General features: G+C 53.0%; 20 protein-coding genes and 2 pseudogenes. 12 read left to right on the top strand and 10 right to left on the bottom strand.

Going from position 1 to position 25,013, the window contains the following annotated elements; genetic code table 11:
* Positions 1-33: 33 nt before the first annotated feature.
* On the bottom strand, positions 34-921 hold the full coding sequence (locus P0X86_RS23990; protein WP_015736777.1) for a LysR family transcriptional regulator: 888 nt from the start codon (positions 919-921) through the stop codon (positions 34-36).
* A gap of 133 nt (positions 922-1,054) precedes the next feature.
* Between P0X86_RS23990 and P0X86_RS23985 the strand changes: the two genes are divergently transcribed.
* A complete protein-coding gene (locus tag P0X86_RS23985) occupies positions 1,055-1,735 on the top strand; it encodes an O-methyltransferase (RefSeq protein WP_213579428.1) in 681 nt (226 codons plus the stop codon).
* 158 nt (positions 1,736-1,893) lie between these two features.
* Here P0X86_RS23985 and P0X86_RS23980 read toward each other — a convergent pair whose 3' ends face one another.
* The 6 genes and pseudogenes from P0X86_RS23980 to P0X86_RS23955 all read right to left on the bottom strand — a co-directional run bounded on the left by P0X86_RS23980 (position 1,894) and on the right by P0X86_RS23955 (position 9,540).
* Positions 1,894-5,025 (bottom strand): MMPL family transporter, encoded by a 3,132-nt coding sequence (locus tag P0X86_RS23980; protein WP_277749086.1) that lies wholly within the window; start codon positions 5,023-5,025, stop codon positions 1,894-1,896.
* The gene (locus P0X86_RS23975; protein ID WP_277746642.1) at positions 4,907-5,509 is read right to left on the bottom strand and encodes a MarR family winged helix-turn-helix transcriptional regulator; all 603 of its coding nucleotides are present in this window, start codon (positions 5,507-5,509) and stop codon (positions 4,907-4,909) included. Before P0X86_RS23975 ends, P0X86_RS23980 begins: the two co-directional genes overlap by 119 nt.
* A gap of 189 nt (positions 5,510-5,698) precedes the next feature.
* A complete protein-coding gene (locus P0X86_RS23970) occupies positions 5,699-6,895 on the bottom strand; it encodes an oxalate decarboxylase family bicupin (protein ID WP_213579426.1) in 1,197 nt (398 codons plus the stop codon).
* 189 nt (positions 6,896-7,084) lie between these two features.
* The gene (locus tag P0X86_RS23965; RefSeq protein WP_277746641.1) at positions 7,085-7,639 is read right to left on the bottom strand and encodes an HXXEE domain-containing protein; all 555 of its coding nucleotides are present in this window, start codon (positions 7,637-7,639) and stop codon (positions 7,085-7,087) included.
* A gap of 140 nt (positions 7,640-7,779) precedes the next feature.
* Positions 7,780-8,403: a TetR/AcrR family transcriptional regulator gene (locus tag P0X86_RS23960; protein ID WP_213579424.1), complete on the bottom strand. Its 624-nt coding sequence runs from the start codon at positions 8,401-8,403 to the stop codon at positions 7,780-7,782.
* Between the two features lie 292 nt (positions 8,404-8,695).
* A pseudogene (locus P0X86_RS23955) lies at positions 8,696-9,540 on the bottom strand (LysR family transcriptional regulator).
* 183 nt (positions 9,541-9,723) lie between these two features.
* Here P0X86_RS23955 and P0X86_RS23950 point away from each other — a divergent pair.
* Positions 9,724-10,643 (top strand): annotated as a pseudogene (locus P0X86_RS23950) (NADP-dependent oxidoreductase).
* A 283-nt stretch (positions 10,644-10,926) separates the two neighbouring features.
* Positions 10,927-11,832: a DUF4097 family beta strand repeat-containing protein gene (locus tag P0X86_RS23945; RefSeq protein ID WP_228468862.1), complete on the top strand. Its 906-nt coding sequence runs from the start codon at positions 10,927-10,929 to the stop codon at positions 11,830-11,832.
* Between the two features lie 87 nt (positions 11,833-11,919).
* Here P0X86_RS23945 and P0X86_RS23940 read toward each other — a convergent pair whose 3' ends face one another.
* The 3 genes from P0X86_RS23940 to P0X86_RS23930 all read right to left on the bottom strand — a co-directional run bounded on the left by P0X86_RS23940 (position 11,920) and on the right by P0X86_RS23930 (position 14,445).
* Complete coding sequence (locus tag P0X86_RS23940; RefSeq protein WP_213579422.1) at positions 11,920-12,621, bottom strand: MerR family transcriptional regulator; 702 nt, start codon at positions 12,619-12,621, stop codon at positions 11,920-11,922.
* A gap of 130 nt (positions 12,622-12,751) precedes the next feature.
* Positions 12,752-13,618 carry an alpha/beta fold hydrolase gene (locus P0X86_RS23935; protein WP_277746640.1) on the bottom strand — a complete coding sequence of 289 codons (867 nt, stop codon included), beginning with the start codon at positions 13,616-13,618 and terminating at the stop codon, positions 12,752-12,754.
* Between the two features lie 203 nt (positions 13,619-13,821).
* The gene (locus P0X86_RS23930; protein WP_213579420.1) at positions 13,822-14,445 is read right to left on the bottom strand and encodes a CGNR zinc finger domain-containing protein; all 624 of its coding nucleotides are present in this window, start codon (positions 14,443-14,445) and stop codon (positions 13,822-13,824) included.
* A gap of 232 nt (positions 14,446-14,677) precedes the next feature.
* On the opposite strand from P0X86_RS23930, the gene uvrA reads away from it, so the two are divergent.
* The 9 genes from uvrA (at position 14,678) to P0X86_RS23885 (ending at position 24,720) form a co-directional block, all read left to right on the top strand.
* A complete protein-coding gene (gene uvrA / locus P0X86_RS23925) occupies positions 14,678-17,179 on the top strand; it encodes an excinuclease ABC subunit UvrA (RefSeq protein ID WP_277746639.1) in 2,502 nt (833 codons plus the stop codon).
* An 86-nt stretch (positions 17,180-17,265) separates the two neighbouring features.
* Complete coding sequence (locus tag P0X86_RS23920) at positions 17,266-18,972, top strand: ABC transporter ATP-binding protein (protein ID WP_277749085.1); 1,707 nt, start codon at positions 17,266-17,268, stop codon at positions 18,970-18,972.
* A 97-nt stretch (positions 18,973-19,069) separates the two neighbouring features.
* A complete protein-coding gene (locus tag P0X86_RS23915; RefSeq protein WP_096776105.1) occupies positions 19,070-19,459 on the top strand; it encodes a tautomerase family protein in 390 nt (129 codons plus the stop codon).
* 439 nt (positions 19,460-19,898) lie between these two features.
* Complete coding sequence (locus tag P0X86_RS23910) at positions 19,899-20,801, top strand: LysR family transcriptional regulator (RefSeq protein WP_009593611.1); 903 nt, start codon at positions 19,899-19,901, stop codon at positions 20,799-20,801.
* A gap of 360 nt (positions 20,802-21,161) precedes the next feature.
* A complete protein-coding gene (locus tag P0X86_RS23905) occupies positions 21,162-22,352 on the top strand; it encodes a glycine C-acetyltransferase (protein ID WP_277746638.1) in 1,191 nt (396 codons plus the stop codon).
* A gap of 17 nt (positions 22,353-22,369) precedes the next feature.
* Positions 22,370-23,338: an NAD-dependent epimerase/dehydratase family protein gene (locus P0X86_RS23900; RefSeq protein ID WP_277746637.1), complete on the top strand. Its 969-nt coding sequence runs from the start codon at positions 22,370-22,372 to the stop codon at positions 23,336-23,338.
* 33 nt (positions 23,339-23,371) lie between these two features.
* Positions 23,372-23,941: a helix-turn-helix domain-containing protein gene (locus P0X86_RS23895; RefSeq protein ID WP_090909377.1), complete on the top strand. Its 570-nt coding sequence runs from the start codon at positions 23,372-23,374 to the stop codon at positions 23,939-23,941.
* 95 nt (positions 23,942-24,036) lie between these two features.
* A complete protein-coding gene (locus P0X86_RS23890; protein WP_277746636.1) occupies positions 24,037-24,216 on the top strand; it encodes a hypothetical protein in 180 nt (59 codons plus the stop codon).
* A 246-nt stretch (positions 24,217-24,462) separates the two neighbouring features.
* Entirely contained in the window at positions 24,463-24,720 is a 258-nt protein-coding gene (locus P0X86_RS23885) for a hypothetical protein (RefSeq protein ID WP_277746635.1), read from the top strand.
* Positions 24,721-25,013: the final 293 nt, after the last annotated feature.

Below are 25,013 nucleotides of genomic sequence, written 5' to 3'. Positions count from 1 at the left end.
CAGCTCCATCTTCCCAAACGACATACGATTAACTTATGGCCGTTCTCGGATCATCTCCACGAAATTCATGGCGGCAGCGGATAATGCTTCATGCTTGCGGGTGCAAACCGCAATGATATTTTGCAGCTCGATGCCATCGACGTATACCTGGCTGAGCTCACCGCGCTCCACGTATTCCCGCACCACGAGCGAAGACACGAAGTTGGCACCGTATCCGGCAATGACGGCCGTGATCGCTTCGTGCAGGCCGTTGAATTGCAGCGTGATGCGGGGCGAAGGCGCGCTGTGGGTGCGGCATAAGGCAAATAACCGTTCCCGCGTCGAGCTTCCTTCCTCCCGCATGACAAAGGGCTCTCTCATCATCTCGTCCAGGGAGATATGCTGATTGGCATAACGGTGGTCGGGGGAGACGACAAACCACAGCTCATCCCGGAACAGCTCCTCGGTCTGTATCGTATCCGGCGATTCCTCAGGGAGGCCGCCGTATATCGCAAGATCCACGTCCATGTTCAGCAGCTGCTTAAGCGCATCGCTGGAATTCGTGGTGGTAATGCTCATTTCCACGTCTTCGTACCGCTGCTTGTATTTTGCGAGCCAGGCCGGCAGAAGAAAATGGGAAGGGAGGTAGGTTGCGGCCAGTCGGATATGCCCCCTCGAACCGCTGCGGTAATCCCGGCAGAATTGTTCGATCTGCTGCTCAACCGAGAAGAGCCTTTTGGCAAGCGGGAGCAGCTCGGCGCCAGCCTGCGTCAATCCGATGCCTCTGCCCTGCGGCTTGAACAGGGTAAGGGAAAGCTCCTTCTCGAATTTCTTAACCTGTGCCGTTATGGCCGGCTGGCTTATATTTAATAATTCGGCAGCCCGGGTGACGCTGCCGGTTGTGGCAATGACGTGAAACAGCCGTAAGGCATGTAAATTCATATGGAGCCGCACTCCTGTCTAATTTATATATTATATTTATATAACCCATTTAATTATATATTATTTTTATAATACTAAATCACATACAATGAATGTGTAAAATCCAATTTGAAGTTTAAGGGAGGAAACAGGCATGAAAGCGAATGCGAATGATGCTGCGACTTGGGGCAAAGTGGACGATTATGTGACGGAACATTTGATTCCTTATGACGAGGTGCTGGAGAAGGTGTTGGCCGCAAACCGGGAGGCAGGCTTGCCTGAGATCGATGTATCTCCCGCTCAGGGCAAGCTGCTGAACGTGATCGTTCAGATCAAGGGAGCGAAACGAATCTTGGAGATCGGTACGCTTGGCGGTTACAGCACGATCTGGATGGCTAGGGCGATCGGGGCAGGAGGGCGGCTGATTTCATTGGAGCTCGATCCGCATCATGCGAAGGTTGCCAAATCCAACGTAGCGTTGGCTGGACTGGAGGATAGGGTCAGCATCCGCGTAGGCGATGCATTGGCGCAGCTGGAGCAGCTGGCTAAGGAAAAGGCGGAGCCGTTCGATCTGATCTTCATCGATGCCGATAAACCGAACAATCCGAATTATTTGAAGTGGGCGCTGCAGTTCTCCAAGGCCGGCACCGTCATCATTAGCGATAATGTCATCCGGAACGGAGAAGTCATCGATTATCACAGCACAGACCCTCGGGTGCATGGCATCCGAAAATTCATGGATATGCTGTCGGCAGATTCCTCGATTGCCGGCACGGCCATTCAAACGGTTGGAAGCAAGGGATATGACGGGTTTTATATCGGAATTGTGCAGTAGAGGACATAACGGCCCGTACCATGCTCTGAATGCGATAGCCCTGCCCTTACGGAAGAATGGTATGAAGATTCCGATATTTGGGAGGGAACGACAAAAGGGCTGCATCCCCCGTATGCCTAACGAGGGTGCAGCCCTTTTTATCGTATTCAACATGCTAATTACATCTTCAGGTCATGACCCGTTCTGGAAGCGTCGCCCTGTCCCTTAGGGCTGAACGGCCACCAGTTGGCCCGGCCGAAGATGCGAACCATCACGGGCACGAAGAATGGCAGGAACAGAAGAGCATAAAGCACAAGTCCAACCAAGACGACCGTGGCGATCTGCATCATGGACAATACGCCGGATGGATACATGGCCGCAAAAGTACCGCCAAGAATGACCACCGCGGACAGAATGACCGTGCCCATGTTGCGCATGGCATGGAGAATGGCATCCTGAACGTTCCAGGCTTTGTTCTCGTTGAAGCGTGCCATCAGGAAGATACTGTAATCCACCCCTAGCGCGATCAGCATGACAAAGCTGAAGAACGGCGTGGCCCAAGTAATGCCGGAATACCCGAAGCCGTGGACGAAGATCATCTCCGTAACGCCGACGGCGGTAAAGTACGTGATGACAAGCGAAATAATCAGGTAGATCGGCATCACGATGGATCGCAGCAGCATGACCAGGATAATGAAGATTCCGCTCAGCATGAGAATCACGGTACGCGTGTAATCTTCATTCGAGATGCTCTGCAAATCGTTGTTGGTGCTGGTAATGCCGCTGATGGCAACCTCGGCGTTCTCCAGCTTCGTGTCTTTAACTGCACGGTCGACGGCTGCCTGAATCTGTTCGACGCTGCCCAGCGCTTCTTCGCTGTACGGATTGGTTGACAGCACCACATCCAGCGTCATCACTTTGCGGTCATCGGACAAGTAGGTATCGAATACCGTCTGGAATTCTTCGTTCTCCAGGGCTTCCTGCGGGATGAAGAATCCGCTGAGGTCCTCATCCTGAACGTCCTGAATTTGCTGCAGGTAATCCTGAGCGGAATGCAGTCCGTCCGAAATTTGTTTCAGCCCGTCGGCGCTGGAATTCAGTCCTTCCGTCAGCTCTCCGATCTGTCCGGTAAGATCGCCGAACCCGTCGGCAAGCTGCTTCTGGCCGCCTTGCAGCTGGTCCAGTCCGCCCGTAATGGAAGGGATCTGGCTTACGATTTGGCCCTGCCCGTTAGCGGCTTGCGAGAGGCCGGATTGAAGCTCTGCGATTCCGGACACAAGCTGCTGAAGACCGTCGGCAAGCGCCGTTTGACCTGCGGCTGCCTTGGCGTAGCCGGCGTTGGCTTCCGATAAGCCTGCCGATGCGCCCTTAAGCTGCTCGGAGATCTGTCCCAACCCCGCGGCCAGCTCTGCCGTGCCTGCTGCCGTTTGGGTAACGGTGCCTTTAATCGTTTGATAATCGGTATCCTGAACGAGTTCCGGATGGCTGCTCTCCAATCCCGTGAAGGAGCCTTCAAGTCCTTTCAGAGCAGCGGCAACGCCGCCCAGCTGTTCCTGGATTCCGGCAACGCCGCCGTTTAGGGCCGCTAATCCGGTGTCGAGCTGCTTGTAGCCTTGAAGCAGCTGGTCGTGGGCAGCAGCCAACTCTTTCGCGCTTTGCGCTGCCTTGGCAAGTCCGGCTTTGAGCTCGCCAGCGCCGGCGCTTCCGCTTTGAATCCCTTTTTGAATGGCGCTGAGACCCTGACCAAGCTCGGTGATGCCGTCCTTCAGGTCGGCCGTTCCCTTCGTCAGCTCTTGCGCTCCCGCAGCAGCCTCATTCAGCTTCGGCGCATTCTCGCTGAGCTGCTTGCCTGCTTCGGAAAGTCCGTTCTGAATTTGGGTCAGCCCGTCTTTGGACTCTCCCAATCCTTCATTTAACGTTTTGACTTGAGTCGGAATGAGGAAATCGTTGATTTGCTCGCCGGTTGGACGCGAAAGTCCGCGAACGCTCGAAACGCCTTCAACCTTTTCCACTTCCCGGCTGATTTTTTCCGCGAGTCCCATGTACTCCGCCGTATCCATCCGGTCATCGTTCTTGATCACGATGGTGGAAGGCAGCGACTGCCCGGGACCGAAGCTGTCCGAAATGATATTAAAGCCCTTGACCGAATCATAACTCGGACCGATTTCCTCCAGGCTGTTAAACGACAGCTTGCCGCTGTACGTAGCGAGGAAGGGCCCGACGATGACGGCCACGACGAGCATGGCGGCCCAAGGACGCTTGAGGGAGAAGGAACCGGCCGCTCCCCATAGTTTATTTTCGCTGTGTTCCAGCTTGCCGCGTGACGGCCAGAAGAGTTTCTTCCCGAGGACCGCCATGAAGAACGGCACGACCGTGACTAACGCAAGAAGCATAACCGCGATGCCGATCGCGACCGCAACCGCGGATTTATACAGAATGAACTTGGATAAACCGATGGCTGCAAAGCCGACGAATACGGCAAGCCCGGAATAAAGCACGGTGCCGCCGGCTTTCCGATAAGTTTCGATAATGGCCGATTGGGTATCTTCGGACGTGGTGAGTTCTTCCTTAAACCGGCTGATCAGCAGGATGCAGTAGTCGGTTCCGATCCCGAACATGACGGCCACCATAAAGATCTGGGTGAAAGTGGATATCGGGAAGTTGAACTGGTCCACGAGAAAGGATACGACCGACTGGGACACGAGATAACTGAGCCCCACGGTCAACAACGGCACGAACGGTGCCACGAAGGAACGGAATACAACGAACAGGATCATCAGAATAAAGATGACCGTAATATATTCCGTTTTCTTCAGGCCTTCCTCGGAGCTGACGATGGTATCTTCGTTGATGAGACCTTCGCTGGTCAGATAATGATCGGCTTGAACGCCTTCGAGCACCTGATCGACCTTCCCGGGCAGCTCTTTCACGGCTTCCTCGCCTCCGCTGACCTGAAGCGCGACCATGATGGTCTTGCCGTCTTTGGCGATGAGCGTGTCTTCCAGCTCCGTCTGCGTGAACGGTTCATTTATGGAATCGATATGTAGGCTGTCTTTATTGTCGTTTAAAGCTTGAACGCCCTGCCGGATGCTTTCCTTATCCGCTTCGCTTAACCCGTCGGGTTTGTTGAAGACAAGCGCAACCTGGTTCAGGGTTTCCCCGCCCTCGCCCCCGGAGGCTTCCTTTAGGATTTCAGCCGCGCGCGAAGAAGTATATCCATCCGGCACGGATAGCTGGCCCTTCTCCCGCACCAGGTCCGCCATGGAAGGCGCGAACATAAACAGCGCGACGGCGGCCACCAGCCACAGCACGATGATGGCCCATCTTGCTTTCAGTATAGCTTTCAATTCTTTCTCCCCCTGATTCAAACATCAATTGCCCCAGTTTCTCAAACATGGAGATAAACATTTCGATATCTTTTTCTTCAAAATGCTGCAGGTAAGGGGAGATGATCTCCCTCATCTGCTCCTGGGCCGATTCAAAAATCGTATGTCCGTACTCCGTTAGAGTCAGATACACCAGCCTGCGATCCGCTTCGTCCCGGGTTCTGTCGATAATGCCGGCATCCACGAGACGGTTTACGATGGCCGTAACCGAGCTTTTGCCGACCGCGAGCGCTTCCGCCAGATAGGATGAGGTACAGCGATCCATGCCGTTGATCAAGCGTACCACCTGAAACTGGTCGCTGGTCAGGTCTTCACCGAGCTGCTCTCGAATCTGGGCATTGATCCGCCGCGATACCAGCAGGTAGACATCGACATACCGGTCGATCCACTGCCTTGCTTTGTCGTTCAATCATAGTTCTCCTCTCAAATAGTTCACGGATGAAATAGTTTCATTAATGAACTATATGGCAGAAGGAAGGAAAAGTCAATCTCAGCATGAGAACACATGCAGGCCGCTTAGGAATCAAGCCCTTTGGCAGGTCCGCAAGGCCTTTTGATAAAACGGGCAATGTACGAGACAAAGAAGGGGAGTGGAGCGTTATCGCGGATAATACGAAAATCCCGGATACTTTACGACGGGCCACTTCTCCTTGCGCAAAGCGTCGGTGACTTCGTTTCCGACGTTCAGGTTATCCCGGACCAGGTCCCGAGGGGTCAAGGCCATCCATTGATTCAAGGATATATCCTCGAACCGGTCGCTTCTGAACATTTCCAGAAACCATAAGGATTCCGTCCCCGTGTTCTGTATGTAGTGACCGAAGGCAAAAGGCACGTAACCGACGTCGCCGGCTCTGTAATCGAAGGTCCGAGCCGCTCCATTGCCGGCAAATACGGTCATTCGTCCCTGCCCGGTCAAGTAATACTGCCATTCGTCCTGATTCGGATGCCAATGGAGCTCTCTCATGGCGCCAGGTTTGATCTCGACTAACGCGGCCGCAACGGTTTTGGAGATCGGAAAATTGCGGGAATCCACGATTCTTACGCTTCCGCCAGGGGTTATGATCGGTTCTTGCGCCAACAGCCGGTGCTTGAAGCTGAGCGGCACCGTTCCGTAGGGAGACTGCACCTCCTGGCTGGCAAGCGAACCCGGTACCTGGTCTTGAAATATATAAACCTGCTCCTTCGGAATATGGGCAAACGCATCCTCCGGGACGCCGAAGTTGGCGGACAACACGTCCTTAGGCGTGTGGGCAAACCAGTCGGAGATCGATAAGGTGTTCAGGTCCGAGAAGTGGCCGTCGTCAAAGACCAGCAGAAATTCACAGCCTTCCTCGAGTCCTTGGATCGAGTGGGGGAGGCCGGCCGGAAAATACCAAAGATCGCCCGGTCCCACATCCGCGATAAAATTCCTGCCGCTTGCATCCATGGCCGTAATCCTGGCGCTGCCCCATATCATATAGGACCACTCCGCCTGCTGATGCCAATGCAGCTCCCGAACCCCGCCGGGCGTCAGGCTCATGTTCACGCCGGCCAGCGTGGTCGCAATCGGCAGGTCCCGTACCGTAATTTCCCGCGACCAGCCGCCATGATTCAGCTGCATATGCGTGTCGGAGAACGACATTTTCAGATTCGGCATCAAGCCTGCATCCGTGACCGGAGGTACAAGCATGTCGGGATTCTCGATATCCCTCATCACATCCCGCGGACCATAGTCCGGCCCGCCTGCACCGTCGCTGCGAATCGGCTGGGGTATACGGCCAGCATGTTCTCGTTTCTGGTTCTGATCCTCCATCATCGGTATCTCCCTCCATATGGTGTTTACGTATCCGGTTTAACTGCCATCCATTAAGCTTATGAGCCGGCGCTTGGCTAATATGTTGAGGAAAACGAAGTCGTCCAGGGAGAGATTCGCAATGACATATCTCAGGTTCAATCGAAAAGAGTGTTGACATTTGAAAGCGCTGCAGGGCACAGTTATCGGAGCCTACGTATTTATGCGGTGCGGCGCGATTCGTTTCCCAAGCGTTAAACCAAACCAGACCAGAAACAGAATGAGAGGCATGGAGATCAGGGTTCCCATCGCGAATGCCGTGGCATCCACGATTCCAGTGGACAGCAGGCGGTTGAGCGCATAAATTCCGTATGGAATTTCAAGGACCGCAGCTGTAATGACGCCAGGGGTGTATGCCTTCAGCGCGATTGAGGCCCCCACATGTTTCACGCCGTCCAGCAGGAACACCGTAACGAACCCCGCGAACAGGCCGTTGAACGGGCTGCCGATATCGAAGGCGCGCGCCGTTAGAAACGTTACGCAGGTGAGGATGAACCCGATCAGCAGTACGGCAAAGGAGAATTGCAGGGTGATGTTCTTATCCCACGGAATGGATACTGGCGAAAATTTCGTGATCCAGGGGTTGTTCTTGTTCTTCCTGAGCCACCATACCATCGTGGCAATCTCTTCTCCGTCGTGAATGAAAAATACAACCGGCAGCAGCCACAACAACATGACGAAATTCCAATCCGGCATGAATGACAGCATAATCCTCATTTCTCCCTTCAATCTAACCATATTAGCGATGCCTAACGAAAAGAAACTGAGTAAACACTCAAATTGTGAAGATAAAAGAAGCCGATGCAGCATGTTCTATACGGCCATCAGCTATTTGTACACATCGTTTTTCACGGAGAGAAGACGTCATGATCCGGTTCTTCGTTCATCCCATGCAGCAGCAGCCGGACGAGCTCGCGAATATAGGATTCGTCCCCGAGCGGGAGCGTTTCCTCTCCGAAACGGAAATGGAGCATGCTATAGACCAGGATGGACGAGGTCATCATCATCATGGCAACCTGAACCGTGTGTTCCGGTTGACGACTCGATCCCGCCGCCTGTTCGAGCATGCTGCTGCCTGCTGTCCCAAGACCACCGATCAGCCGCAAAACCTCTTTTGATACCTCGGCATCCTTCATGAGTTCAGGTGACCAGATGAGCATCAGATAATCCATGTTCGTCCTGAGGAACTGGAGATATGCGATGCCGTATTGAAACAGGGCCTCGTCCGCAGGAAGCTTCGACAATTCACCTGCATCCTCTTGAAGCTGCGCAGCAAAGGAAAAATTGTTCACAAGAAAGAGCAGCAGTTTCCGTTTATCTCCAAAGTGGTAGAAGATCAGCCCTTCGGCCACGCCGCTTTCGGCCGCAATCTCTTTGGTTGTCGTTGCATGGAATCCCTGCTGGGAGAACAGCTTCAGAGCGGCGTTCAATATCCGTTCCTTCTTGGCATTTCGACGGGTTGTTGTAGGCATAGGCAGATGTCTTTCTCCTTTGGAATGAAATAGGCAAAACTTCCTTGTGGAGCTTCCGGTTTCCATGGATGCTAAATAGTCATGAGGGATGAATTCAAAATACTGAGTGTTTACTCAAAAGTATAATCACTCCCCAAATATTGTCAACCCTCGAAGTATCACCGCAGAGACTGTTCATTGTGGTCATGTTCTACCAAGGTGCACGGACAGACAACGTGCCCAAATGGAATAGCCAGAGAGTGAAACGGCGCTGCAGGGTTTGAAATTTCGATATCATAAAAAACCACGTCGTTTACGACGTGGTTATGTCTCTCTTACCGTGATCCGCGTAATATTCGACGAGGTAATCGCGGAAGGAAATCGCGGCCTTGGACAAGTATCTGGATTCCAGCCATGCGATTTGGAATACCCGGCGTGCGAGAGGTTCTTGAATGCTGAGCTTCGTCAGCTTTAATTCCTCGCTGCTTCTGCATTCCCCGATTAAAGCCACGCCAAACCCCGAACGGACCAGATCGGCGATGGTCCCGGGGTCTTCCACCTCGCAGACGACCTTCGGTTGAAAACCGGCTTGTTTGCAAAACTCGTTATTCATCTTCTGATACGGATGGCCCTCTTTATAACCCACAAAGGATTCTCCGGCAGCCTCGCTTAAGCGGATGCGATTGTTTCCGGCTAAGCGGTGGGTGGGGGGACTGCCAAGAACACCTCTTCCACGTGCAATGGCAAGCTGCGTATATCCGGATGCCGAACGGGCATGGAGGTCAGAAAGAAGTCCACTTCGTTATGTTCAATCGTCTGAACCATATCCTCCATCGAGGACTGGATAATATGAAAGTTGACCTTCGGATGTTTGCGCAGAAACAAGCGTAAAGGCTCGCGGAGCTGCTCCATGTTGGACAAGGCCAAATGAATGCGCCCATGCTCCAGCCCCGCAAGATCTTCCACTTCCCGCCGTCCCTCTTCCAGCAGCTGCAGGGCAGCGGTGGCTTTCGCCAAAAATGCTCTGCCGTACGGATTGAGGCGGATTTGCCTGCCTTGGCGTTCAAATAACGGAACCCCGAGATTCTCTTCGAGTCTGGAGATCGTCTTGCTGAGCGCCGGCTGAGCAATATGGAGCTCCTCTGCGGCTTTGGTCATATGTTCAAGCCTTGCTACGGTAACAAAATACTTCAGCTGCAACATCTCCATTACGGTTCACCGTCCCTGCTTATATACTTCAGTATATATATACATAGATTATTTTGTATTTTTTATTATTTATCAATGATTATAGAATGGTCTCAGAAACAAGATCAAGGGATGCATGAAAGGATGATCGATATGAGAGCCGCTGCGTTCAGTACGATTGGACCGCCGGAAGTTTTGCGCGTTATGGACTTCGAAGATCCTCAGGCCGGCAACGGCCAGATCAGGGTTAACATCAAGGCGGCAGGCGTCCAGCCGGCCGACTGCGGAATCAGGGGAAGCGGCTGGGCGCCGCCCGGGGTGACATTGCGGATGCCGCAAATCCTCGGCAACGAATTCGCCGGAACGGTTGATCAGGTAGGAGAGGGAGTGACGGAATTTGAAGTTGGGGATGGCGTCATTGGCTGGTCATTACTCGCCTGCTACGCTGAATATGTCGTGGTCAGCGCAGACCAAGTTGTACGGAAACCCGATTCGATGCCATGGGAGGAAGCGGGTGCCTTGACCGCATCGGGGCAAACCGCCCATACGGCACTTGGGATGCTAGGGGTTGGCCATAAGGATACGGTTTTGATTCATGCGGCAGCGGGGGAGTCGGCTCATTTGCCGTCCAGATCGCACGAGCCTGGGGAGCGCGGGTCATCGGTACCGCAAGCGAGCGAAATCATGATTATCTTCGTTCGCTGGGCGCTGTTCCCGTTGTTTATGGACCAGGCCTTGTAGACCGGGTCAAGGCTTGCGCCCCCGAGGGAGTGACAGCCGCGCTTGATGCCTCCGGCGAAGAAGCGCTGCGGGCCTCGGTGGCGCTTGTCGGCGACCGGAGCCGCATCGGAACGATCGTGGCTTTCGATCTGGTAGAAGAATTGGGGGTGCGTCCGATCCGCAGCCAGCGATCCAAGGATCGATTAGCGGAACTGGTCCAAATGTATGAACAAGGGAAGGTGAAAATCCATGTGTCGCAGACGTTCTCGCTGAGCGAAGCTGCTGAGGCGCATCGTGCCGTGGAATCCGGTCATGTCCGGGGAAAGGTCGTGCTGCGGATAGACCAGCCATGAGATCCGCGCATGATTTTAGAGAAAAGGGTTGTTCCAAGAGTAGATCTTTTACTGCCGGAACTCCCTTTTCTTTTTTTTAGCTTGGTCCCCGAATTTCTACCGTTACAAAACCATGATTGAAATTTGGGGGCAACAGCGATTGGAAGAATGATCCGAACGTGCAGCGTCATACAAAAGACGGAGGGGGCGTCCCAGACTAAGGTCCAGGAAGAAACTGGTCCGCGGCAGCGTGTGAACTTTTTCCTCCGCGATATAATGGACATATACATAAACAGGAATGGACGTGGAGGATTTGAAGAGAAAACAGAGCATGCTGGCCGTGAAAATTTCGTCGCTGTTGATATTTGCCGTGCTGGTCGGATGCGATGCTGCCCAAAATGCCGATGAAGCCGTAAACCGGGAGCTTGATAAATTAGCGCAAATCGGGAACCTAGCCGGCGAATCGGCGATAGCCATCAGCGATCAAGTAAAACGGGAAGGGAAGGAGTTCGAATGGACGACGGCTCAGGAAGCCGGCACGGCCGAGGGACTGGTCATCGATCATGCCGTAGGCAATATCGAGCTTATCGCGGTCCCCGGTAGCGAGGTCAACGTGAAAACAACCGTGTGGTTCAACGAAAGCTTTTTCAAGAACGATAACATTCGCACCCGGGTGACGGAGCAGGCCGCTACCTCCTTGGCGCTCCAGGATGGCATGCTGGAATTAAGGACGCATCCTAGAGACGACTCCGGCATTAGCCTGTGGGACTGGTCGCAGAAGCAGTTCGGCGATTCCGGATTTATGATCGATTATGTGATCGAGGTACCGGAAGCCCTGCAGAATATCCGTATCAAGAATGATGTCGGGAAGGTAAGGGTGAACGAGCTGAAGGGGGCTTTCGAGCTGCAGCTGGGAGCCGGGGAAGTTCAACTCAACCAAACGGAAATCACGGGCAGCTCCAGGATCGTATCCGAAGCGGGCAGCATCAAGCTGGATATTGGGCAGATCGACCCGGACGGCTCGCTGACGGCCAACACATCGGCAGGCAGCATCACCGCTGCGTTCGCGCCGTCCATGAAATATACGCTGAATACCGAAACCGAGCTTGGACAGATTACAGGAGCAAGCCGGGGACAGAGCGACGTCAACGGCGGCGGAGCGAAAATATCCCTGACGACCTCGGTCGGTTCCATCAAGGTTAATCCATAAGCGGCACATACACACAAACAAACCCGGATGAGGCTCCGGGTTTGTTTTTTTGTTACAGCAATAACCAATGTGCGAATGGATAGCGGATTACATTAACTTCAATACTTGGCACAATTGATATAAGTAGTGCACGCCGCGTATCTGGTTATGATTGAGGTGATTGAGGTACACCAGCGTGTCCTTGAGCACCCGTCTGGCGTTATGAACCTGATGATGCTCGAGCTCATGCAGGACGTCCTTGATGACTTCAAGCGGGTAATTGGCTGAGCGGAGAATCCGAATGATCATAATCTGCCGGATTTGGGCACCATCGAATTTCCGGTAGCCGTTAACCTGATCCCGCGGCAGAATAAGGACGCCTTCCTTCTCCCAATGGCGGATGGCCGAGGAGGGAACGCCGATCTCGGCCGCAACCTCCCCGATGGTCAGCTCTTTCTTGCGGCCTCGGGCATCGACTGCGTCAAGCTGCTCCGTTTCCAGAATGCGGATGGTCCGCTCCGCAAGGATTTTATCCTGCTGGAGGCGGGCTTGCACCTCGCTTACGATCCAGAGCGCATCATCCAGCTCCCTTTCCTGCAGCTTCTTCATGACTTGCTTCGTCACGTCTACGCCGAAACCGGGAAACATGGCGCGGATGCACTCGAAATAAGCGGCATGCTCCTCGGTATATAACCGGTAGCCGTTCGGCGCACGCTCGGCAGTAGGGACAATTCCCCATTTCTCATAGTGCTTGAGCGCACTTGTGGTAATCCCGAGTTTCTTGGCGATATCAATCGGTCGGATGCCCATGATGTCCCCCCTACTTCATCCGGATCTGCCTGAATCCTTACTTATTGGGGGATTGTATCATGAAGTGCGTTTCCGAGAAAAGACGGATGAAAAAATAACCTGTCACCTTGGGTGTGAATCATGCTCAGAATCATTGCCGTTCCAAAAATGCCCGAATGTATTGAACGATTTCCGGTCCATGGGATTCCAATGCAAAATGACCGGCACCCTTTAGAAGATGCAGCTCGGCATGAGGCAAATCACGCTGATACGGATGGGCTCCGTTCTCAGGGAAGATGTGGTCGCCTTGCCCCCACACAATCAGGGTTGGCGGCTGAGCATTGCGGAAATATTGCTGCCAAGCCGGATACAAGGGAGGATTCGATCCGTAATCCAGGAACAAATCCAGTTGAATTTCCTGATTGCCGGGACGGTCGAGCAGCGCTTGATCCAAGGTATAGGTGTCCGGGCTGATGAGGGAGGCGTCATCGAGACCATGCGTATACTGCCACTTCGTTGCCTCGATGCTGGTAAGCCAGCGCAGAGCCTCGCGTTTATCCGGGTTTGCCGGATCTTCCCAGTAAGCTTTAATGGGATTCCAGAATTCTTCGAGTCCCTCATCGTAGGCGTTCCCGTTCTGAATGATCAGGCCTCGGATCCGCTCGGGATGTCGCGACGCGATCCGGAACCCGACGGGTGCACCATAGTCCATCAAGTACATATAGAAGGTCTGGATATTTAATTGGGCCAGCAATTCTTCGATGAGCTGACTGAAATGCTCAAAGCTGTACCGGAACTGATCATGGTCTGGTGCGCTGCTGTAACCAAATCCTGGATAATCAGGTGCGATCACATGATACTGATCGGCAAGGGCCGGAATCAATTGACGATACATATGGCTGGAAGTCGGGAAACCATGCAGCAGTAATACGACAGGCGAGCCGGGAGCTCCTGCTTCACGGTAAAAAATGTTCAAACCGTTGATTTGAACCGTATGATACTGGATTTTATCTTCCATTGGATAAACGCCTCCTTGAATACCTGCGATTTTTTAAGAAACGATTGCTATGTAGATCCTTTTGACTAGCCGTCATTTAATTAGTAGAATGCCTCCTTTCGTTTTATTAACCACCAAAATTAGTTTAAGGGTATTATATACTTCTTATTTTAACCTGTAAAGTGTTATTTTGGGTATTAAAAAAGGAATCTTAGACGGTTTATCTAAGATTCCTTCGTTTGTTGTTTCTGACGCTCCAGATAAGCAGCGACCTTCATGCGGTTTCCGCATGTTTTGGGGCTGCACCAGCGCCTTGTGCCGTTTTTGCTATTGTCGTAAAAGCGAAGCACGCACGCCGGATTTTCGCATTTTTTCACCAGCTTCAAGTCATGGGTAGTTAAAAAATCAACGGCAGATGCGGCGATCGGGCTCAGCAGGTCCAGCGGCTTCCGAAAAAGCATCCGGCTTTTGCGGCTGTACGCGCTGTCTTCGGCCACGAGCACGGTGCGCATGATTTGCTCCTTCAGCAGCCCGTTGATGAACTGCAGGCTTGCTTCGGTTGAACTCTCGTTCGCACTGCCCGGCTGAATCAGGTGAAAGATGTGGTCGCGGAGCAATCTGGCGGACTCCACGATCCGGGCTTCCTCCTCGTTGCCGTTATATACCGCCTTGCGCAGGTTGCGTTCCGCCTCAGACAGCAGGTTCGCCTTCACCATCCAATCCATTAAAGAATCGAAAGTATCCAGCAAATCCAGCGGCTGAGCGTTGACAGCGATCTTGGTATTCACGAAATCCAGCACGGGATGGTTGCCAATAAAATAAAATTCGGGTGCGATTTTTTTCGGCATGGGTACCTCTCCTCAGAAAACACGATACGTAGCGTAGATATTCATAGCCTATTATAAAGTCAATTGCGGTGCACAGACAACCAACAGGGCTTCAAACATTGTACATAAACCTTAAAGCTCCGTGACGGCTTTCGCCGTTGAAAACAGTGGTGGAGCAACCTTCGCAGGTTTGAAATTTTGTACTTGCATCAATGTTGTAAGATGGGTTTGTAAAATGAAGGAGGTAGGGAAGATGGAAGGAACGATTAAGATTCGCGGTGCCAGGGAGAACAATCTGAAAAATGTTTCGCTTGAGATTCCCAAATACAAACTGGTCGTCATGACAGGTCCGTCCGGCTCGGGCAAGTCCACGCTGGCCATGGATACGCTGCAGCGGGAATGTCAGCGGCAGTACATGGAATCCATGGGCATGGTGTCGGACACGGTCAGCAAGCCGAAGGTGGATTCGATTGAAGGGCTCTCCCCGTCGATCAGCGTGGGTCAGCACATTACGAACCGGAACCCGAGATCCACCATCGGAACGGTGACGGATATCTATACGCTGCTCCGGATTCTGTTTGCCAAGCTGGGGGAACGAAGCTGTCCTTCCTGCGGCGACAAGGTGATACCAAGTGTGGACGGAGAAGCCTATCACGGTCCTTCTGACGAGGAAGAAATCAGCGATTCCCACGAGACGGTTCATTGTAGGCGATGCGGTCATGGTCTCGACAAATTGACGATGTCGCATTTTTCCTTTAACAAGCCGGAAGGCGCATGCGAAACATGCAGCGGACTCGGTCAAACGGTCAGCCTGAACATGGAAGCCGTGTTCCAGCTTGACTTAAGCCTAAGAGACGGCGGGGTGGCAATATGGTACAGCGCTCTTACCGATTATAACATCAGCATTCTGAAAGCAGCAGCCAAGTATTACGGGTTTGTGTTCGATGAGTTTATGCCGCTTCGGGATTATGGCGACGTTCAGCGCGATCTCCTGTATTATGGCGTGGAGAGTGAGCCGTTCAGCCGGCACTTTCCTGACGTAAAGCCGCCGAAGTCCGTAGGACAAGGCAAGTACGAGGGCGTAGTCACCGGAATATGGAGAAGGTACCGGGAGAAGGGGAGCGAGTCCGGGGAAGCGTCCCTGTTTCATGAGCATGTCTGCCCGGATTGCCACGGAACGAAGCTGAAGGAGGACAGCCGCCGCGTCTGGATTGCCGGCGTCTCCATTAACGAAGTTAACGCATGGTCGATCGGGGAAGCGCTGAATTGGATGGAGGCGCTGCTGAAGAAGCTGAAGGCGGACCAATTAACGATCGTGGAACCGCTCATTTATGATTCCGTCGTGAGACTAAAGCGCATCATGGATGTCGGGCTGGGTTACATGTCCATGGAGAGGCAGGTCGTCACGATGTCGGGCGGGGAAGCTCAGAGGCTTCGGCTCGCATCGATTCTGGGCTCCGGCCTCACGGGCGTGCTGTACATTTTGGACGAACCGACGACGGGTCTGCATCCCAAAGATACCAGGGGACTTATCCAGGTTCTGAAGCAACTGAGGGATCTCGGCAACACGGTGCTTGTCATCGAGCATGACGAAGAAGTGATGCGGGCCGCCGATCATATCATTGATATCGGACCGGGTGCGGGAACGATGGGCGGCACGGTCGTCGGTCAAGGAACGCTGGAGGAATTGATAGGGAATCCCGAGTCCGTGACCGGATCGTATTTCCGGGATCCCACGATGCTGGCGGCTCCGAGTCGTCGCAGGACCGGAAACGGCAGCCTGCTGACGATCGAGGATGCACATCTGAGAAATCTGAAACATATTACGACCTCTTTCCCGCTAGGCTGTCTCATATCGGTGACAGGCGTATCGGGATCTGGTAAATCCACGCTTTTATTTGATCTTCTGGCGGAATCCGGAAGCGATCAATCAACTCCAATCGGCTGCAAAGCCATCACGGGCTGGGAATCGGTGGGACAGCTGATCAAGGTTGACCAATCGCCGGTATCCCGAATGCAGCGATCTAACATTGCTACCTATACGGATGTTTACACTCATATCAGAAACTGGTACGCCAGCTTGCCGGAAGCTAAACAGAATCAACTGACGGCCAAGCACTTCTCTTTTAATACGCAAGGCGGGCGCTGTGAGACATGCCAAGGCCTTGGCGTCGTGTCCGTGCATATGCACTTTCTGCCGGAGCTGGAAGTACGCTGCCCGGACTGCAAGGGCAAGCGCTTCAAGGAAGAGGTTCTCCGGGTGACTTTTAACGGTTACACCATTTCCGATATTCTGGATATGACGATTGAGGAAAGTCTTGCCCTGCTGGAAGTGAAGCCAAAGATCATGGAATTGACCCGGCTGCTCTGCGATGTCGGACTTGGATATTTGAAGTGGGGACAATCGGTGAGCACCCTGTCGGGCGGCGAGGGACAGCGGATCAAATTAGCAAAGGAACTGAGTAAAAAAACGAAAAACCACACGCTCTATTTGCTGGACGAACCCTCGACCGGACTTCACCCGGGCGATGTCCGGCAGCTTCTCGTCCTGTTAAACCGTTTGGTGGATGCGGGGAACACCGTGATTTTGGTTGAGCACAATCTGGACCTGATCTGGAATTCCGATTGGATCATCGATATCGGGCCTGGCGGGGGAGCAGCCGGCGGATCGCTGGTGGCGACAGGAACACCCGAAGAAGTGGCTGCAGTGGAAGCCTCGTTTACCGGCCGCTTTATCAAAGAAATCTATATGTGACGGGTTGAACGAGAAGGGAGGAAGTTGGAAAGGAGCAAACCGTAGATGAGAAAGGCAAGGTAACAAAAACCACGGTTCGATATTTTATCAAGCTGCTGCGTTCTTCGGGCATTCCGAAGCTGGTGCTGTTTCTGGCGATCGTATTAAGTTTGGTCGGGGCGGTGACGGGACTTATCGTCCCGCTCATCACCGGCCAGCTCATCGATAATTTCGCCGCAGATGCGTTTAATATTCGCATGGTCGGCTTTCTGGCCGTCCTCTTCCTGCTGGAAGCCGTGGCCAGCGGTCTTTCGTATTATATGCTTGCCTATGTCGGGAACCAGACGGTGAACAAAATTCGGAAACGGCTCTGGACGAAGGTGCTGGCCCTGCCGGTTCCGTTCTTCGACAAGCATCGCTCGGCCGAGACGATGAGCCGTGTGACCAACGATACGAATGAAGTAAAGACGCTGATCACGGATCATCTGATCGCTTTTTGCTCGAATCTGCTGACCGTTTTGGGGGCTGTTGCGATCCTGTTTTACCTGGATTGGCGGATGACCCTCATCATCCTGATTGCCGTTCCGGTCGGGTTCGGCATTTTGATGCCCATCGGCGGAAAAATGTACAAAATCTCCATCAGCATGTATGGACAGCTGGCCCAGCTGTCCGCCATGCTGACCCAGGTGATCGGCGAGATCAGGCTGGTGAAAGCCTCCAATGCAGAGCGGAGGGAGGAGAAAAGCGGGTATGAGGATATGGACAGCCTGTACCGTTTCGGCATGAAGGAAGCCAAGATTAACTCGGTTCTGATTCCGTTGATGTCGATGGTCATGGTCGTTCTGCTGGTGGTCATCATCGGATACGGCGGCGTTCGCGTTTCTTCCGGTGCGCTCAGCGCCGGCGAGCTGGTATCGTTTATCCTGCTGCTCTTCCAAATCATGTTTCCTTTCAGCCAGTTCGCCACGTTTTACTCCCAGCTCCAGAAGGTGATGGCGGCAACCGAGAGATTGCGGCTTATCCTTGAATTCGAACCGGAGAGCGATCATCGTGCGGTGCGGCCGGCACCGGAAGGTCATCGGGACGTTGAATTCAAAAAGGTTATGTTTGCTTACCATGAAGGTGAAACCATTCTGTCCGACGTAACCTTTTCCATTCCAGCCAAGAAGGTCACTGCCCTGGTCGGGCCCAGCGGCAGCGGCAAAACCACGGTTTTTTCCTTGATCGAGCGTTTCTATGCGCCATCCGGCGGGGAGATTTGCTTCGGTTCGGAAGCAATCCGCGATTATACGCTGGAGTCCTGGCGACGAAAGCTCGGATATGTGTCCCAGGACAGCCCGCTCATGACCGGAACGATTCGGGACAATATCGTCTATGGGCGAGAGGAGACGGTCTCCGACGAGGAGATTGCGGAAGCAGCGCGGCTCGCGTACGCGGAAGGGTTTATCGAGGCCTTGCCGAGAGGGTACGACACGGAGGTTGGCGAGCGGGGCATCCAGTTATCCGGAGGTCAGCGCCAACGGGTCGCGATTGCAAGGGCTTTGCTGCGGAAGCCGGACATCCTGCTGCTGGATGAAGCGACGGCAAGCCTGGACAGCGACTCCGAGCACGAAGTGCAGAAGGCGCTGAACAATCTGATGGTGGAACGAACGACCGTGGTCATTGCCCATCGGTTATCGACCGTCGTCGAGGCGGACCAGATTATTGTGCTTGAGAAGGGTCATATTACGGGAAGCGGCACGCATGAAGAATTGATCCGAAGCCATCCGTCCTATGTCGAGTGGGCAAAGAAGCAGTTCCAGACGGGGGAATAGGGACGGGGCAGGAAGGATTATTTACTGCCTGAAACGAATATAACGACAAGGTGACATAGCCTTTAGTTTAGATGAGATTAGAGGAGATGAGCAGAGCATGGCACAGATCAAAATTTACGGCGTCCGGGAGCGGCTGAACCCGGTGAAGGAGCAGCTGTCGGAAGTGATACATTCGTGCGTGGTAGACGCATTTGAACTTCCGGCGGATAAGAAATTTCATCGTTTTTTTCCCATGAGTCGGGAGGATTTCTACTTCCCTGACGGGAGAACGGATCGTTACACGGTGATCGAGATCAGCATATTTGAAGGCCGGACGGTGGAGGCTAAGAAACAGCTGATTCGATTATTGTTCGAGCGGATTCAGCATACGCTGCATGTCTCTTCCCAGGACGTGGAGATTACGATTTTCGAAACGCCGCAGCACAACTGGGGAATCCGTGGGCTTCCCGGGGATGAACTGGCTTTAGGGTATAAGGTGAATATTTAGAGGCTTAGCTAGTATTAACAATTGCAAACAAGCGCTCGATTACCGCTGGCTCCGGAAGCCTGGTGATCGGCGCTTGTTTTTTTGTTCATTCGTGTTTATTTACGGTGGCACTCCCGATTTCGTAAGGCGTGTAAACCCCCTCATACATGAGATGCATCGACATCCCGGCCGCGTTTTTTGGATCTGATATAGATGTTCCACCAGATCACTTCTTATGATGGAAACGGGTTATAATGGTTCTAAAGTTGATGCAGCAGTCTCCAAACCGATTGGTGCTTTCGATTGCTAGCCGGATTCCATCTGCTCACGGTGATCCATCCAAGTACAAAGCGGACCTGGCAGGGGCGGTGTTTCTGTATTTCTGCCTCTGTAGCATGAATAGCAGCAGATATGATGTACGAGTGTTTTTGAAAATGAAGTATAAAAAGGGGGAATCACTTTGACCTTACAACAATTAAAGTATGCCATCGAGGTTGCCAACCGTGGTTCCATGAACGAGGCGGCCAAACGATTATTTATTTCCCAGCCCAGCCTTTCCAACGCGATCAAGGATCTGGAGGAAGAGCTTCGCATTACGATATTCGAGCGGACGAACAAAGGAATATCCTTGTCCAAAGAAGGCGCGGAGTTCCTCGGCTATGCGCGGCAGGTGGTGGAGCAGGCAGAGCTTCTGGAAGGGCGTTATCTGAACGCAAAACCTTCCCCGCAGCATTTTTCGGTATCCACGCAGCACTACGCCTTTGCGGTCAATGCCTTCGTGAAGCTGGTCCAGGAATACGGGCAGGATGAGTACGAATTGGCGCTGAGAGAAACGAAGACCTACGAAATCATCCAGGACGTCAAAACCCTGCGCAGCGAGATCGGCATTCTCTACCTGAACGAATTCAATGCCAAGGTGATCAACAAGCTGCTGAAGGATGCAGGGCTTCAGTTTACCAGCTTGTTTACGGCCAGGCCGCATATTTTTATCAGCATCAAAAATCCGCTGGCCAAGCAGTCGATCGTGACCATTGACGAGCTTCAGAATTATCCGTATTTATCCTTCGAGCAGGGGGAATACAATTCGTTCCACTTCTCGGAGGAAATCCTCAGCACGCTGTCTCACAAAAAAAGCATCCGGGTCAATGACCGTGCAACCCTGTTCAATCTGTTGATCGGTCTGAACGGGTATACCATTTCGACCGGGGTGCTGAGCGCCGACCTGAACGGGAACGAGATTATTCCGGTTCCGCTCGCCTGCGATGAGACGATCAACGTCGGATGGATCAGCCATAAAAACGCGACCCTGTCCAAGCTTGCCGCAGCTTATGTCGAGGCGCTGCATGAAGCGATTGCCACCTGATTTTGATGGGATAGCTTCATACTATAGCTGGCTATAGTTTATTAGACTTACTTATAACAGCAGCATGATGGATACCTTTCTTACTCGCCCAAACGGGAGAACAGCAGTTGGAGAAACTGAGGTTCATTAAAGATTTCGTGTACGAAATTTGGGCCTCGTAATTATTCATTCACCCTTTAGTACTCATAACGGCAGGCTGGCAGGCAGCCTACCATGAATGCTGAGGGGATTTTTTTTGCTAGAAAATCTAATATAACATATTTATGTACAGGATATTGCATGCGTGTGACTTTTTGCATACAATGGAATGGTAAATGATATGTACGTTAAGATACTTCGGATCCACGGGAGGAATTTCATATGTCCAGTCAATCGTTAAGCGCTTTCTTACAGGATAATCTAACGGAACTCAAGCAGCAAGGGCTCTATAATACCATCCAGCCTCTTGAAAGTCCGAACGGTCCGCTCATTACCATTCAGGGTCGTGAATTCGTGAATTTATCTTCCAACAACTATCTCGGACTGGCAAATGATGAGCGACTGAAAGAAGCAGCCATCCGGGCTACGACCGATTTCGGAACAGGAAGCGGCGCCGTTCGCTCCATTAACGGAACGCTTTCACTTCATGTAGAGCTTGAGGAGAAGCTTGCGCAGTTCAAGGGAACTGAAGCGGTGCTGACGTATCAGTCCGGTTTCAATTGCAATATGGCGGCGATCTCGGCGGTGATGGGTGCCGGGGATGCCATTTTGTCGGATGAGCTGAACCATGCGTCCATTATTGACGGCTGCCGGTTGACCAAGGCGAAGGTTATTCGGTTTAACCATTCGGACATGGACGATTTGCGTTCGAAAGCAAAAGAAGCGAGAGAATCCGGTTTATACGGCAAGATCATGGTGATTACCGATGGCGTGTTCTCGATGGATGGCGACATTGCAAAACTCCCCGAAATCGTGGAGATCGCCGAGACCTATGATCTGATCACTTACGTGGATGACGCGCATGGATCGGGCGTGCTTGGCGGCGGTGCAGGCACCGTGAAGCATTTCGGGTTGTCGGATCGGGTGGATATCCAGATCGGAACCCTGTCCAAAGCGGTTGGCGTTGTCGGCGGTTATGTTGCCGGATCGCACGACCTGGTGGATTGGCTCAAGGTTCGCAGCCGTCCGTTCTTGTTCTCGACTGCGCTGCCTCCAGGTACCGTAGCCGCTTGCATTACCGCTATCGACATCCTGCAGAACAGCAAAGACCTGCAAACGAAGCTGTGGGAGAACACCCGTTATCTGCAGGAAGGCCTTAAGCGCCTTGGTTATTCCGTCGGCCGCACGGAAACTCCGATTACGCCTTGCATCATCGGAGATGAAGCAACGACCCAGACATTCAGCACGAGATTGTACGAAGAAGGCGTGTATGCCAAATCGATCGTGTTCCCGACGGTACCAAAAGGTACGGGAAGAGTTCGGAATATGCCAACCGCCATGCATACGAAGGAGATGCTGGATCGCGCACTTTCCGCATATGAAACCATCGGACGCGAGCTGGGTCTGATCTAATAAGGGGGCACGAGTTTATGAAACGAATTATGGTAACCGGTGCACTCGGTCAGATCGGCTCAGACCTGGTGGCGAAATTGCGCCAGATTTACGGCGAAGAAGCCGTTCTTGCAACGGACATTCGCCAAATCCATCATGAAACGGTCCTATCGGGACCGTTCAAAACACTGGACGTAACCGATCACCATACATTTCACGAAGCGGCTAAAGAGTTTCGGGCAGATACGATCATTCATCTAGCGGCTCTGTTGTCGGCCAAGGCAGAATCCAATCCGGCACTGGCCTGGAATCTGAATATGGGTGGTCTGTTAAGTGCGCTGGAGACGGCGCGGGCCTTGTCCTGCCAGTTCTTTACGCCGAGCTCCATCGCGGCATTCGGGGCGGACACCCCCAAAAACGCAACGCCGCAAGACACGCTGCAGCGTCCGCTAACCATGTATGGAGTCAGCAAGGTCTCCGGGGAGCTGTTGTGCGACTATTATTACCATAAATACGGAGTGGATACCCGCGGATTACGCTTTCCGGGACTGATCTCTCATTCCGCGCCTCCGGGTGGGGGAACGACGGATTATGCGGTTGAGATGTATGTGGCCGCGATCCGCAGCGGAAGCTATACTTCTTTTATTGATAAAGGGACTTACCTTGATATGATGTATATGCCGGATGCGATCTCCGCCATCATTGCATTGATGGAGGCGGATCCGGCTAAGCTGAAGCATCGCAATGCTTTCAATGTTACGGCAATGAGCGTCGATCCTGAAGGAATTGCGGCCAGCATTCGCCGGCATATTCCGGATTTCAGCCTTGACTATGACGTGGATCCGGTCCGTCAAGCGATTGCAAGCGAATGGCCGGACTCGATTGACGCAACTGCGGCACGCGAAGAATGGGGATTTGATGTACAATATGATTTGAACCATATGACCGATGATATGGTGTCAAAGCTTATGGAGAAGCGGCGGACTGATCAGAGCAAGATCAGTTAACGGCTTAGTTTCAGAAGGAGGATATGGTTACACTTGGAACCCATTCATAAAAAGGTAGGGAGAAATCTGCAAGCCATCCGTAAATCACGAGGCCTCAGCCTCGATAACGTAGCCGAGTTGACCGGTGTCAGCAAAGCCATGCTGGGACAGATCGAGCGTGGGGATTCCAACCCGACGATCTCGGTATTGTGGCGCATCGTCAGCGGCCTCGGCATTTCATTCACCACGCTCATCGAGGAGGCGGAAACCGAAGTGACCGTGGTCTCTCCGGATGACGTGGAGCCTTTTCACGAGGCAGAAGGCGCGTACCGGGTGCACCCTTTGTTCTCCTACAACCTGCGTACTAAATTCGAGTCTTATATGGTCATCATGGATCCGGGCTGCGATCACGGGTCCGAAGCTCATAATGACGGCGTGGAGGAGTATATTTTTGTGCATCAGGGAGAGCTTGAGCTTTGGCGCGAAGATGAAAGCTATACCGTGCCTGCCGGAAGCTCCGTCCATTTCTCGGCTAACCGGCCTCATCGGTACGTCAACCCTGGTAACGAAACGACGAAATTTTACACGATTATTTTCTACGCGGATGCCGCAGCCAGGGGATGAAAACCTTCGTGTTGGCGGGCCAGTGATCGTGGTACTCTAGCGACCGTTTACGAGTTAAACTGCTGTGAGTTGAGTTGTATGGCGGTGTGACGGGGATGCTTATACAGGTGTATCGGGCATTGCGATGGAGCGATACCTTCAGGGTGCTTGCCAGCGTGGAACGGTCAAAGCCCTGGAGCCGCTTGGCCGTGTGGCGCGGCCAAAGACCGGCAATGCCGCTGGTCTTGTGGTGCGGCGAAAGCTTGACAAAGCCGCTTGGCGTGTTGCGCGGCTAAAGTCCGGCAAAGCCGCTCGGTCGTGTGGATCGGTTAAAGTCCGGCAATGCGGCATGGGCGTGTGGCGTGGTCAAAGCCTGGCAATGCCGCTGGTCTTGTGGTGCGGCTAAAGTCCGGCAATGAGCTTTGGTCGTGTGGAGCGTCCAAAGACCGTCAATGCGGCATGGGCGTGTGGCGCGGTTAAAGTCCTGGAAAAGCCGCTTGGCCGTGTGACGCGGCCAAAGACCGGGAATGCGGCTCGGCCGTGTGGCGCGGTTAAAGTCCGGCAATGCTGCTTTGCCGTGTTGCGCGGCGAAAGCCTGGCAAAGCCGCTTGGGCGTGAGGCGCGGTCAAAGACCGGGAATGCGGCTCGGTCGTGTGGAGCGGTTAAAGTCCGGCAATGCGGCTTTGGCGTGTTGCGCGGCCAAAGACCGTCAATGCCGCTGGTCTTGTGGTGCGGTCAAAGCCCTGGCAAAGCCGCTTGGCCGTGTGGCGGCTAAGCCTGGCCTTGCGGAACAATGGTAATTGCCGTCCTGCCATGCCTTGGTAATCTGCCCAGTGTACACGCGGTGTTTAGCGGACACAGGAGACCTTATTTCGTAGAAAATAGAGGTTTGAGCGAAATTATCGGACAGGGAATCCGTTATTCTCTGAAAAGAGCGGTATTTTGGCTGTTTGCGGAGTAAATAACGGATCTGGTGTCCGTTAGTACGATTAATGGACCTCATACCTGGAAAATAACGGATCTGCTGTCCGTTAGCGCGATACGAGGCCTCTTGTCTGGGAAAAAACGTATCTGATGTCCGTTAGCTACGGGC

Source organism: Paenibacillus sp. BR1-192, from assembly GCF_029542445.1.
Lineage (GTDB): Bacteria > Bacillota > Bacilli > Paenibacillales > Paenibacillaceae > Paenibacillus_AQ > Paenibacillus_AQ lautus_A.
Note: the sequence above shows the minus strand (reverse complement) of the source record. Positions and strands in the feature narration are given on the sequence as shown.